The organism is Nocardia transvalensis (assembly GCF_015477765.1).
GTDB classification, from domain to species: Bacteria; Actinomycetota; Actinomycetes; order Mycobacteriales; family Mycobacteriaceae; genus Nocardia; species Nocardia transvalensis_A.
Genome location: NZ_JADLQQ010000001.1, coordinates 491,261 through 504,007 on the forward strand (window position 1 = coordinate 491,261; position 12,747 = coordinate 504,007).

General features: G+C 68.2%; 11 protein-coding genes. 4 read left to right on the forward strand and 7 right to left on the reverse strand.

Annotated elements, in window-relative coordinates; translation table 11 throughout:
- Positions 1–23 precede the first annotated feature (23 nt).
- Positions 24–1,451: an acyl-CoA synthetase gene (locus tag IU452_RS02205; protein ID WP_195107152.1), complete on the reverse strand. Its 1,428-nt coding sequence runs from the start codon at positions 1,449–1,451 to the stop codon at positions 24–26.
- Positions 1,452–1,582: 131 nt separating this feature from the next.
- Here IU452_RS02205 and IU452_RS02210 point away from each other — a divergent pair, with 131 nt between their 5' ends.
- Positions 1,583–2,440 carry an oxygenase MpaB family protein gene (locus IU452_RS02210; protein WP_195107153.1) on the forward strand — a complete coding sequence of 286 codons (858 nt, stop codon included), beginning with the start codon at positions 1,583–1,585 and terminating at the stop codon, positions 2,438–2,440.
- Here IU452_RS02210 and IU452_RS02215 read toward each other — a convergent pair whose 3' ends face one another.
- Positions 2,441–3,073, reverse strand: a complete 633-nt coding sequence (locus IU452_RS02215; RefSeq protein ID WP_195107154.1) for a TetR/AcrR family transcriptional regulator — start codon at positions 3,071–3,073, stop codon at positions 2,441–2,443. It lies immediately after the preceding gene.
- Positions 3,074–3,246: 173 nt separating this feature from the next.
- Here IU452_RS02215 and IU452_RS02220 point away from each other — a divergent pair, with 173 nt between their 5' ends.
- Entirely contained in the window at positions 3,247–4,116 is an 870-nt protein-coding gene (locus IU452_RS02220; RefSeq protein ID WP_195107155.1) for an oxygenase MpaB family protein, read from the forward strand.
- Positions 4,117–4,124: 8 nt separating this feature from the next.
- On the opposite strand, the gene IU452_RS02225 is transcribed toward IU452_RS02220, so the two are convergent.
- Together IU452_RS02225 and pruA are read right to left on the reverse strand one after the other, a co-directional pair.
- On the reverse strand, positions 4,125–5,057 hold the full coding sequence (locus IU452_RS02225) for a proline dehydrogenase family protein (protein WP_195107479.1): 933 nt from the start codon (positions 5,055–5,057) through the stop codon (positions 4,125–4,127).
- A gap of 44 nt (positions 5,058–5,101) precedes the next feature.
- The gene (pruA, locus tag IU452_RS02230) at positions 5,102–6,739 is read right to left on the reverse strand and encodes an L-glutamate gamma-semialdehyde dehydrogenase (RefSeq protein ID WP_195107156.1); all 1,638 of its coding nucleotides are present in this window, start codon (positions 6,737–6,739) and stop codon (positions 5,102–5,104) included.
- Positions 6,740–6,924: 185 nt separating this feature from the next.
- Between pruA and IU452_RS02235 the strand changes: the two genes are divergently transcribed.
- Both IU452_RS02235 and IU452_RS02240 read left to right on the forward strand, forming a co-directional pair.
- On the forward strand, positions 6,925–8,247 hold the full coding sequence (locus IU452_RS02235) for a S8 family serine peptidase (RefSeq protein WP_195107157.1): 1,323 nt from the start codon (positions 6,925–6,927) through the stop codon (positions 8,245–8,247).
- A gap of 9 nt (positions 8,248–8,256) precedes the next feature.
- The gene (locus tag IU452_RS02240; protein ID WP_195107158.1) at positions 8,257–8,526 is read left to right on the forward strand and encodes a hypothetical protein; all 270 of its coding nucleotides are present in this window, start codon (positions 8,257–8,259) and stop codon (positions 8,524–8,526) included.
- Here IU452_RS02240 and dapC read toward each other — a convergent pair.
- From dapC to IU452_RS02255, 3 genes are all read right to left on the reverse strand, one after another.
- Positions 8,523–9,623 carry a succinyldiaminopimelate transaminase gene (dapC, locus tag IU452_RS02245; RefSeq protein ID WP_195107159.1) on the reverse strand — a complete coding sequence of 367 codons (1,101 nt, stop codon included), beginning with the start codon at positions 9,621–9,623 and terminating at the stop codon, positions 8,523–8,525. The two genes, IU452_RS02240 and dapC, sit on opposite strands and share 4 nt — an antisense overlap.
- Positions 9,624–9,646: 23 nt before the next feature.
- Positions 9,647–9,970, reverse strand: coding sequence for a ferredoxin (gene fdxA / locus IU452_RS02250; RefSeq protein ID WP_195107160.1), 324 nt, complete (start codon positions 9,968–9,970; stop codon positions 9,647–9,649).
- A 128-nt stretch (positions 9,971–10,098) separates the two neighbouring features.
- A complete protein-coding gene (locus IU452_RS02255; RefSeq protein WP_195107161.1) occupies positions 10,099–12,699 on the reverse strand; it encodes a bifunctional FO biosynthesis protein CofGH in 2,601 nt (866 codons plus the stop codon).
- Between the last annotated feature and the right edge of the window lie 48 nt (positions 12,700–12,747).

Genomic DNA, 12,747 nt, shown 5'->3' on the forward strand with positions numbered 1-12,747 from the left:
TAGAACCTCGAGTGCGCTAGAGGTCAAGCCAATAGTTTCTTCTGCACCTTGCCCATGGCGTTGCGCGGCAACGAATCCACCAGCCGCACCTCGCGGGGTCGCTTGTGCACCGAGAGTTGCTGTGCGACATGGTCGATGAGGTCCTTCTCGATGGATTCGCCCGCTGCGCCGCGCGGTACGACAAAGGCGACGATGCGCTGGCCCAGATCGTCGTCGGGCACCCCCACGACCGCAACCTCGGCGACCGCGGGGTGGCCGAGCAGCGCGGTCTCGATCTCGCCCGCGCCGACGCGGTAACCGCCGGACTTGATGAGATCGACCGATTCGCGGCCGACGATGCGGTGGAAGCCGTCACCGTCGATGACGGCCACATCCCCGGTGCGGAACCAGCCGTCGTCGGTCCAGCACTCGGCGGTGGCCTCGGGCCGGTCGAGATACCCGTCGAACAGCATCGGACCGCGTACCTGCAGGCCGCCGACGCTTTCCCCGTCGTGCGGCACCGCATTACCCGCCTCGTCCCGCAGCCGGGTCTGCACCCCGGCGACCGGCGTCCCGACCCACCCCGGCCGCCGTTCGCCGTCGGCCCGCGTGGACAGCGTGATCATGGTTTCGCTCATGCCGTAGCGTTCGATCGCCGCATGTCCGGTGAGTTCCCGCAGCCGCTCGAAGACCGGCACCGGCAGCGGCGCACTGCCCGACACCAACAGTCGAGCGTTCGCCAATTCCCGCGCGGCCGAGGGGTCTTCGACTACTCGCGACCACACCGTGGGTACGCCGAAATACATCGTCCCCTTGGCCGCCGCATACGCCGCCGGCGTCGGTTTACCGGTATGCACGAGGGGGCTGCCCACCCGGAGCGGGCCGAGCAGACCCAGGATCAGCCCGTGCACGTGGAACAGCGGAAGCCCGTGCACCAGAACATCGTTCGCCGTCCACGCCCACGCCTCGGCAAGCGCATCCAACCCCGCCGCGATCGCCCCGCGACTCAGCACGACCCCCTTGGGCGCACCGGTTGTCCCCGAGGTGTAGAGCACGAAAGCCGTTGTCTCCGACGTCGGTTCGGGATAGGTATGCCAGGAGCGCGCATGTTTGCGCACCGGCACGACCGGCAGCGTCGCCCCCTCGGGTGCGTCGCCGAGCCATACCTGCGCACCCGAGTCGGTGAGCATGTGCTCGAGTTCGGCCGCACCGGAATCCGGCGGCACCGGGACGACGGTAACCCCCGCGATCAGGCAGCCGACCACGGCCAGCACCGTGGTCGCCGTGGGCCGCGCCAGCACCGCGACCCGATCGGCACGGGCGATCCGCTCGGCAACCGAGGTCGCCGCACCGATCAGATCGCTGCGCGACAACGTCTCCCCGTCGATGGTGACCGCATCGGGGATATCGGCCCCCGCGGCGACGGCGACCGGATTCAGCGAACGCAACAGCGGTAACGACCCGTACGACACGCGCCCAACGTACCAACCGGAACTTGCACGCCGTCATTGCGATTCGGCTTACGCTCGAATGTGACGGTTGACACAGCCGTGAGCCAGTGAGAACTTTAGTGAACAAGCTTCTCATGACAAAGAGGTCAACGATGACCAGGCCGCTTCGCGCAACGACGCACGAACCCGGGCTTCCGGGCAGCGATTTCGATATCACGCGGTATGTGGACGGATCCGCGGCATTCTTCGGCGCCGCGGCGAATGTCATCATGCAGCTCAGCTCGCCACCGGTCGGCTACGGCGTCCTCGAGAGCACCGTGGACAGCGGCAAGGTCATGCTGCATCCGCTCAAGCGCACCCGCACCACCCTGACCTATCTGGCGGTGGCCATGCTGGGCAGCGACAACGAGCGCGCCGCCTACCGCGCCGCGGTCAACTGGTCGCATCGCCCGGTGCGCTCCACCGCGACGAGCCCGGTGAAGTACAACGCCTTCGACCCGAGCCTGCAGCTGTGGGTGGCGGCCTGCCTGTACTGGGGCGCCCGCGACCTGTACGAGCGCATGCACGGCCCGATGTCGGACGCGGATGCGGACGCCTTCTACCACCACTGCGCCCGGCTGGGGACGACCCTGCAGATGCCGCAGGAGCTGTGGCCGCCCGACCGAGCGGCCTTCGACCGCTACTGGGAGTCGACTCTCGCCCGCATGACCATCGATCCGCCGGTGCGCGCGTACTTCGAGGATCTGATCGACCTGAAGATGTTCCCCCGCCCGATGCAGCTGGCCTTCGGCAGATTCCACCGCTTCGTCGTGGCCGGACTGCTGCCGCCGCACCTGCGCGAGCAGATGGGCATGACCTGGAACGAGCGCGACGATCGCCGGCTGGCCCGGCTGCTGCGCACCGTGGGCGCGGTCGAGGAGCGAATGCCCCGGCAGGTCAAGCTGTTTCCGATCAATGCCTTCCTGACCGATATGCGCATCCGCCAGCGTCTCGGGCTGCGGCTGGTGTGATCAGCGGATGCGGAATCCGGGCACGATGTGATCGCGGGCGAACTGCCGCAGCGCCGCCTCGTCGCCCAGCGGAATGACCGTCTGCGGGGTGAGCGCCATCGATAGCGCGGTGCGCGCGATCGTCTCCGCCAGCGGCAGCGGGTCGTACTGCGCAAGTTTGTCTTCGCGCTGCAGGCGGGTGATGAATTCGGCCAGATAGTCGCGCCCGAGTTCGATGACCGGCGCCCCCTGCACGGTCAGATACGGCAGCACGATCTCCGGTTCGGTCTTCAGCAGCCGATCCAGCAGCCGGTTGCCGCGCAGTCCGTCGAGGAAGGCGACGAACAGTTCGACGATCTGATCCTCCGCGCCCGCATCGCGATCGATCTGGCGCTGCACGGCGGCGTCCACCTGCTGGATGAACTGCCGGGCCTGCCGCAGCCCGACGGCCTGGATGAGATCGGACTTGCCGGCGAATCGGCGATACAGCGTGGCCAGCGACAACCCGCCGCGCCGGGCCACCTCCACCATGCTGGTGCGTTTGATGCCGAAATCGAGGAAGGCCATCAGCGCCGCATCGAGCACGCGGGTCTGGTTGCTGTCCTCGGGGCCCGCGTCACGCACCAGCGGCAGCAGTTTGGCCAGCTTGGCCATGACGGAATCCCCTCTCGATGCAACGAAACGATGATAAGAAGATCATCCCATATCATCACGAGGTGCGGCGCCGGCCTTGACAGACCATGATCGCGATGAGAAGGTGAGACGAGAAGTTTCTCACACTTCTTCCGCCTCGCGGCGTGAAGCGAGATCGAGGAGACGAGTCAACGATGACCGCCCCGCTGCGCGTGCCCGAGTACGAGCCGACCCCCTCGGCGATCGAGCCGCTCACCCCGGAAAAAGTCCGCGAGCACCTCGACGGTATCGCCGCCTTCCTCGGTGGGGCCGCGAATGTCGTCATGCAACTGAGCCATCCTCCGGTCGGCTACGGCGTCCTGGAGAGCCCGGTCGACAGCGGCAAGGTCACGCTGCATCCGATCAAGCGACTGCGCACCACGCTGACCTACCTCGCGGTGGCCTGGATGGGCACCGAGGAGGATCGCAAGGCCTATCGGGAGGCAGTCAACGCCTCGCATCGGCCCATCCGCTCCAAGCCGGGCAGCCCGGTCAAATACAACGCCTTCGACCCGAAATTGCAGCTGTGGGTGGCGGCATGCCTGTATTGGGGCATCGACGACCTCTACACCCGCATGCGCGGCCCGATGGAACCCGAGCTGGCCGAGGCCTTCTATCGGTACAGCGCCCGGCTGGGCACCACGCTGCAGATGCGGCCGGAGATGTGGCCCGCCGACCGCGCGGCCTTCTACCGGTACTGGGAGGAGAACCTCGCCCAGCGCACCATCGACGAGCCGGTCCGTCGCTACTTCAACGATCTGATCGACCTGAAGATGCTCTCCCCGGTGCCGCGATTCGTGTTCGCGCGCATCCACCGCTTCGGCGTGACGGCCCTGCTGCCGCAGCATCTGCGCGACCAGATGGGCATGACCTGGACCGACCGCGACGAGCGTCGCTACCTGGCCATCCTGCGCGCGGTGTCGTTCGTGTGGGTGCGCATGCCGACGGTGATCCGGGTCTTCCCGTTCAACTACCTGCTGTTCGACCTGCGGATGCGGCGGCGGTTCGGCCTGGCGCTGGTGTAGGGCTCGGTTCAGGCGGCGGCAGTGGGCCGTTCGGCCAAGGCGCGCAGAAAGAAGCCCAGATTCGCGGGCCGCTCGGCCAGCCGCCGCATGAGGTAGCCGTACCACTGGGTGCCGTAGGGCACATAGACGCGGACCGCATACCCGTTCTCGGACAGTCGGCGCTGCTCGGCATCGCGGATGCCGTAGAGCATCTGGAACTCGAAATCATCGGTCCCGAAACCGTGTTCGGCGGCAAACCGGGCGGCGGCCGCGATCATATCCGGATCGTGCGTGGCCACCATGGGGTAGCCGCCGCCGCGCATCAACACATCCAGGCAGCGCAGATACGAGGAGTCCACCTCGGCCCGCCGCTGATAGGCGACCTCCTCCGGTTCCCGATAGGCGCCCTTGCACAACCGGATTCGCGCGCCGACGGCGGCCAGTTCCCGGCATTCGGTCTCGGCGCGGCGCAGATAGGTCTGCACGGCGACGGCCAGCCACGGAAATTCGACGCGCAACTGCCGCACGGCCGCCAGCGTCGCGTCGGTGGTGGTGTGGTCCTCGGCGTCGACGTTCACCCACACACCCGCCTGCGCCGCCCGCAGGCATAAGGTGCACAGGTTGGCGATGGCGATCTCCGGCCCCTCGTCGCCCAGCGCCTGGCCCAGGGCCGACAGTTTCACCGAAACCTCCACGGGCCGAACGTCGTTTCCTTGCCCCGGCCCCGCGCCGTCCGCGCGGCACAGGGCGGCCAGATCGTCGATCAACGCGAGATATTCCATGACGGCGTCGTCGGCCATGGATCGCTGAGTCGTGTACTCGCCGAGGAAATCCACACTCACCATCCGCCCGCTGCGCAGCAGCTCCCGCGCCACCGACACCAGATCGGCCCGCGACTCGCCCGCCACGAATCGGCGCACCACATTCGCCGTCGCCGGAATCCTGGTGACGGCCCGCTTCATGCGCGACGAGCCCGCCGCCGCCAAGATGGCGGGACGCAGCGGATTCACCGGCTCTCCATATGCGGATAGCGGTAATCGGTGGCCGGGGTGAAGGTCTCCTTGATGGTGCGGGGCGCGATCCAGCGCAACAGGTTGAGCGGGGAGCCCGCCTTGTCGTCGGTGCCGGAGGCGCGGGCGCCGCCGAACGGCTGCTGACCGACCACCGCGCCGGTCGGCTTGTCGTTGATGTAGAAGTTGCCCGCGGCGAAACGTAGTGCGGCCGAGGCCTGTTCGACGGCCTCCCGGTCGCGCGCGAAGACCGATCCGGTGAGGGCGTAGGGCGCGCCCGACTCCACCTCGGCGAGGACCGCGGCATAGGCGCCGGGCGCGGCGTCGTCGTAGACGTGCACCGACAGGATCGGCCCGAAGTACTCGGTGCGGAATGCCTCGTCGCGCGGATCGTCGGCCAGCAGCACCGTGGGCCGGACGAACCAGCCCTCGCCGTCGTCGTAGGTGCCGCCGACCGGAACGTCCAGCCCGGCGGCACGGGCGCGCTCCAAGGCGGCCACGTTCTTATCGTAGGCCCGCCGGTCGATCAGTGCCCCACCGAAATTCGACAGGTCCGCGACGTCGCCGTAGCTCAACTCGGCGACCTGGGCGAGAAAGTCCTCGCCCATCCGCCGCCACACCGATTTCGCGATATAGGCGCGGGAGGCGGCCGAGCACTTCTGGCCCTGATATTCGTAGGCACCGCGAATCAGGCCGGTACGCAGCGCATCCGGGTCCGCCGAGGCGTGCGCGACGATGAAATCCTTGCCGCCGGTCTCACCGACGAGACGCGGATAGCCGTGATAGCGCGACAGATTCGTGCCCACCTGCTGCCACAGGAACTGGAAGGTGCGGGTCGACCCGGTGAAGTGGATGCCCGCCAGCCGCGGATCGGTCAGCGCCACCTCCGACAGCTCGGCGCCGTCGCCGGTGACCATATTGATCACGCCGGGCGGCAATCCGGCCTCCTCCAGCAGCCGCATGGTGTAGTAGGCGGCCAGCGTCTGGGTCGGCGACGGCTTCCACACCACGGTATTGCCCATCAAGGCCGGTGCGGTGGGCAGATTTCCGGCGATGGCGCTGAAATTGAACGGCGTGATGGCGTAGACGAAACCCTCGAGCGGCCGGTAGTCCATCCGATTCCACACGCCCGGCGACGATTCCGGCTGCTGGGCCAGAATCTGCCGCGCGAAGGCGACGTTGAACCGCCAGAAATCCACCAGTTCGCACGGGGCGTCGATCTCGGCCTGATACACCGACTTGGACTGGCCCAGCATGGTTGCGGCGGCCAGGGTCTCCCGCCACGGACCGGCCAGCAGATCGGCCGCCCGCAGCAGGATCGCGGCCCGCTGCTCGAACGGCAACTCCCGCCACCCGGGCGCCGCGGCCACCGCGGCCTCGATCGCCGCGCGGCCCTCCTGGTGGGTGGTGTCGGTGTAGGTGCCCAGTACGTGCCGGTGCCGGTGCGGCATCACGATGTCGTGCCGGGGACCGCCGCCCGGCTGATGCTTACCGCCGATCACCAGCGGCACGTCGACGACGTCGGCGGAGATCTCGGCCAGCTTACCGACCAGCAATTCTCGTTCCCGGTTTCCCGGCGCGTAGGAATGCACCGGTTCGTTCGCCGGAGTCGGGACAACTGTGACAGCGTCCATGGCTTCCAGGCTAACGCCGTACCCGACACCGCGTCGGTATGCAGGCGGGGCCGCGAAGTGACCGAATCTCGACGCCGCGGCCTTACCGTCGAGGGACAGAACCGCACGTCAGGTTTGCACGCTCGACGCGCGGAGTCGAGCACACTGCGAGCGAATCCGCGGTGAGGACGGCAGGATGAGAAACTATGCGCGTCGTCATCCAACTTCGCCCGGCCGCCGATCTGATTGCGGCCGTGGCCGATCCCACCGTGACCGTTGCCGCCTCCGATGTGACCGGTAAGCTGCCCGGTTTCACGCTCGACGACGTCTGGGAGCCGGTGGCCGTGCCGCGGCCACCGACGGCGGACCAGGCGGCCTACTCGCTGCAGCCGGACCATGCCTCGGTCCTGGTGCGCGGGGAGATCGGCGACGACGACAGCGCCGCCCTGCCAGCGCTGTCCGGGAAGCGAGCCGTCGCGGGGGTGTTCACCGACCCGATCATCCAGCCCGTGCTCACCTGCGGTGGCGATCCGGCGGTCGGGAGCTGGCACGATATCGGCACGCAGTTGCGCGTCGAGGAGCTGACGGCGGCCGGGCTCACCGGCAAGGACGTGGCGCTCGCCATCGTCGACACCGGCATCAACGCCGCGCACGTCGACGCGGTGCGGGGCGGGCATATCACCATCGACGCGGGACGCAGCTGGAATCCCCCGGGCGTCACCGGCACACCCGGCAGATTCCCCGTCGAGCACGGGAGCATGTGCGCCTTCGACGCCTCGCTCGCCGCACCGCAGGCCTCGTTCCTCGACATCCCGGTCCTGCGCAGCACCCGGCAGGGCGACTCCACGATAGACGGCCTGCTGTCCGACGCCCTCGCCGCCTATGCCCACCTGCGCACGGTGCTCACCGACCAGCCTGCCGCCTCGCGGGCGCTGGTGGTCAGCAACAGCTGGGGGTCGTTCTCGCCGGAGTGGGATTTTCCCGTGGGGCAGCCGGGCAACTATTCCGACAATCCCTCGCATCCGTTCAATGTGATCGTCGGTTCGCTGGAGGCCGCGGGGGCCGACATCCTGTTCGCCGCGGGCAACTGCGGGCGCGACTGCCCCGACGGGCGCTGCGGTTTTCGAGATCGGCCGATCACCGGTGCCAATTCGCATCCGAGCGTGCTGACCATCGGCGGCGTCGACGCCCGCGGACAGCGCGTCGGCTATTCGTCCCAGGGGCCCGGCCGGTTGGCCGACCGCAAACCGGACATCTGCACCTACACCCATTTCCTCGGATCCAAGGTCTTCGGCGAGGACGAACCGGATACGGGTACCTCCGCCGCCTGCCCGGTGGCGGCCGGCCTGGTCGCGGCCGTCCGGACCAAGTGGTCGGCGACCGCCCTGCCACCGGCCCAACTGCGCACCCTGATCCACCGCACGGCGGCCGACCGTGGCAGCGGCGGCTTCGATTACGACTGCGGGTATGGAATCGCCGACACCGCTGCGATTCTCGAAGAGCTACGCCGGGCGAGGAACCGCGCGTAGCGTGGAGGAATGCCGATGCTCACCGTCCAGTTGCCGCCGGGCTCGGCCCTGACCGATGCCCTGCGGGTCCTGCAGCTCGCCAAGGAAGATGTCGACACCGCGTTCGGCCTCGTCGCCGTCGACCCGGATGCCGGACTCTACGCAATCCGGGTGACCGACGACGCCGCGGCGCGCCTGACCACCTCCGGTAACGGCGCGACCATCTTCGCCGACCCCCGCATCGAACCGGCGAGCGGAAACCCGGCATTCACCCAGGACTCCCGCCCACCCCGCGCCTAAGCCAGGTTCCGGACGGTCAGGCGGGCGGCGGCGGTGGCGATGCGTTCGTCGGTGGCCGTGAGGGCTATGCGGACGTGGTCGGCGGCCGTGGGGCCGTAGAAGTCGCCGGGGGCGGCGAGGATGCCGCGGTCGGCCAGCCATTCCAGGGTGGTGCGGCCGTTCTCGCCGCGGGTGGACCACAGGTACAAACCCGCCTGGGAGTGGTCGATGCGGAAGCCCGCCTCCTGCAAGGCCTTCCGCAGAATCTCGCGCCGAGCCCGGTAGCGCTCGCGCTGGGCGGCCTCGTGGGCGTCGTCGCTCAGTGCCGCGGTCATGGCGGCCTGCACCGGGAACGGCATCATCAGGCCGGAGTGCTTGCGCACCTCGAGCAGTTCGCGCACCAGTGCCGGATCGCCGGTCACGAAACCGGCGCGGTAGCCGGCCAGGTTGGAGGTCTTCGACAGCGAATGCATCGCCAGCAGGCCGGTATGGTCGCCGTCGCAGACCTGCGGGTCGAGAATCGACACCGCGCGCTCGTCCCACGCCAGGCCCAGGTAGCACTCGTCGGAGGCGACGATCGCACCGCGTTCGCGCGCGAAGGCCACCACCTTGCGCAGATGCTCCACGCCCAGCACCCGGCCGGTCGGATTGGACGGCGAGTTCAGATAGATCAGCGCCGGCCGCTGCGGGCCGAGCTGCGCCGTCCCGTCGGCCCGGGCGACCCGCGCGCCGGCCAGCAGCGCACCGACCTCGTAGGTCGGATACGCCACCTCCGGAATCACCACGAGATCGTCGGTGCCGAGCCCGAGCAGCCGCGGCAATCCGGCGATCAGCTCCTTCGTGCCGATCACGGGCAGCACGGCATCGGGTTCCACGCCGGTGACCCCGAACCGACGCTTCAGCGCATCGACCGCGGCCGTCCGCAACTCGGGCGTGCCGTGGGTGGCCGGATAGCCGGGCACCTCCGCGACCGAGGCGAGAGCCCGCCGGATCAGCGGATCAACGGGATCGACGGGCGTCCCGACGGACAGATCCACGATGCCGTCGGGATGCTCGGCCGCCCGTTTCTTCGCCGAAGCGATGGTGTCCCAAGGAAAATCGGGTAGCAGGCTGCTCACCCGGCCACGCGTAGCCAATGCGCCTACTCGTTCGCCATCGGAGGTAGTGCGGCGATGAACGGCGGGTCGTAGTCGACCTTGCCCACCTTGGTGGCGCCGCCGGGCGAACCGAGTTCGTCGAAGAAGTCGACGTTGGCGTTGACGTATCCACTCCACTGGTCCGGGGTGTCGTCCTCGTAGAAGATCGCCTCCACCGGGCACACCGGTTCACATGCACCACAGTCCACGCACTCGTCCGGATGGATGTACAGCATGCGGCCACCCTCGTAGATGCAGTCCACGGGGCATTCCTCGATGCACGCCTTGTCCTTCACGTCAACGCACGGTTCAGCGATGATGTACGGCACTGCCGCTCTCCTAGTCTGGTCCTTGCCTGCGGGATACTTCCGCGCCCCCGCAACAGTATCCCGGCACCCTCACATTACTACTGGTCAGCCTTGCCTAACTCGTGTCGCGTCGCCGACCCACCGAAGCCCTACCCGACCGGCAGGGACATAACGGGTGCCCGATGCGGCGGAACACCGTAGATCGTGGTGCGTTCCCGGACCGGGCGGCCGATTCCGGAGGCGATCTCCGACAGTTCGGCGACAGTCTTGGCCGAGCCGTGTTCGGAACCGGCCATACGGGAGATGGTCTCCTCCATCAGGGTGCCGCCCAGGTCGTTGGCGCCGCCGGTGAGCATCACCCGAGTACCCGTGATACCCAGCTTCACCCAGCTGGTCTGGATATTGTCGATGCGGCCGTGCAGCATGATGCGGGCCAGGGCGTGGACCGCGCGATTGTCCCGGATCGTCGGGCCAGGGCGCGAGGCACCGGCCAGATACAGCGGGGCGCTCTGATGCACGAACGGCAGCGGCACGAATTCGGTGAAACCGCCTGTCTCGTCCTGGATTCCGCGGATCACCCGCAAATGGCCGACCCAGTGCTTGGGGCTGTCCACATGCCCATACATCATGGTCGAACTCGAGCGGATGCCGAGCCGGTGCGCGGTCGTGATCACCTCGATCCAGGCGGAGGTGGGCAGCTTGCCCTTGGTGAGCACCCAGCGCACCTCGTCGTCCAGGATTTCCGCGGCCGTACCCGGAATGGTGTCCAGCCCGGCCTCTTTCAGCGCGGCAAGCCAGTCGTGGATGCTCTGACCACCGCGGGAGGCACCGTTGACGACCTCCATCGGGCTGAAGGCGTGCACGTGCATGGACGGCACCCGCTTCTTCACCGCGCGCACCAGATCGGCATATCCGGTGACCGGCAGATCGGGATCGATACCGCCCTGCATGCAGACCTCGGTAGCCCCCTCGACGTAGGCCTCCCACGCGCGGTCGGCGACCTCGCCGGTGCTCAGCGTAAAGGCATCGGCATCGCCCTTGCGCTGGGCGAATGCGCAGAAGCGGCAGCCGGTGTAGCAGATGTTGGTGAAGTTGATATTCCGGTTCACCACATAGGTGACGTCGTCACCGACGGTATCGCGGCGCAGTTGATCGGCGAACGCGGCGATGGCGTCCAGCTCCGGTCCGTCGGCGGTGGCCAGCGCCAGGTACTGCTCGTCGGTCAGCCCGGCCGGATCGCGTTCGGCGGCACGCAGGGCCGACAGCACATCCGCGTCGAATCGTTCCGGCGCGGCGGCGGCGAGTTCACGAACCTGCTCGCGGATGGTTTCCCAGTCGCCGAAGGCGCCGAGCACCTCGCTCCCGAGCCCGGAATCGCTGCGCGCCTCGGTGTTTCGGCCATCGGTATCGATGGCCGAGTGCAGATCCACCCGGCCCGCGGACTCCCACGATTCGTCGGGCTCCTGCCAGGGCAGGCCCTGCGGAATCGCATCCGGAAGCGCCAGACCGGTGCGGGGATCGCTCAGCGCGGCGACGTGGGCGCCGATGCGCGGGTCCACCCAAGGGTTACCGGCGCGCACATAGCGGGGATGGGCCGAAGTCCGTTCGGCCAGAACGTATCCGCATGCCTCGGTGATCTCGGCGAGGGTGTCCAGATCCGGCCAGGGCCGTTCGGGGTTCACATGATCGGCGGTCACCGGCGACACCCCACCCCAGTCGTCGATACCGGCGTCGATCAGCGCGCGGCACTCCTCGAGCGACACCAGATTCGGCGGGGCCTGCACGGCCACATCCGGCGGCAGCACCAGCCGGCTGACCGCGACGGTCGCCAGGAACTCCTCGATATCCGCATCCGGGGTGTCGCGCATCGCGGTGTCCTGCTTGGCCCGGAAGTTCTGCACGATGACTTCCTGGATATGCCCGAAAGCCTTGTGCTGCTTGCGAATCGCCAGAATGGATTCCGCACGCTCATGCAGCGTCTCGCCGATGCCGACGAGGATGCCGGTGGTGAACGGCACCGACAGGCGTCCGGCATCGGTGATCGCGCGCAGCCGCACCGCCGGATCCTTGTCGGGACTGCCGTAGTGGCAGTTGCCCTTCTCGGTGAACAGCCGCGTGGCGGTGGTCTCCAGCATCAGTCCCATGGACTGTGTCACCGGCTTGAGCCGCGAGATCTCCTCCCACGACATGACGCCGGGGTTGACATGCGGCAGCAGCCCGGTCTCCTCCAGCACCATGATCGACACGGCGCGCAGGTAGTCCAGCGTGGAGTCGTACCCGCGCTCGTCGAGCCACTGCGCGGCCTCGGGCCAGCGGTCCTCGGGCCGGTCACCGAGGGTGAACAGCGCCTCCTTACATCCCAGGGCGGCGCCGCGGCGGGCGATGTCGAGCACCTCTTCCGGCTCGAGATACAGGCCCTTGCCCTCGGCGCGCAGCTTGCCCGGCACGGTGACGAACGTGCAGTAGTGACACTTGTCCCGGCACAACCGGGTCAGCGGGATGAAGACATTGCGCGAGTAGGTGATGGTCCGAGGTCGACCGGCCGACTCCACGGCGGCATCGCGCACTCGGGAGGCGCTGCGGGTCAAATCGGCCAGATCGTCGCCGCGGGCGTGCAGCAACACGGTGGCCTCGTCGACGTTCAGCGTCACCCCGTCGCGGGCTCGCCGCAGGGCACGGCGCATCGCCGACGGTGTCGGCGGTGCGGAAGGAATGCTCGGGTTCGGCAGTTCGGTCACTCCGTCGATCATGCGCTACCCATCCGGACCATGTCTCCTTCCAGTACCTGTGAGCGAGGA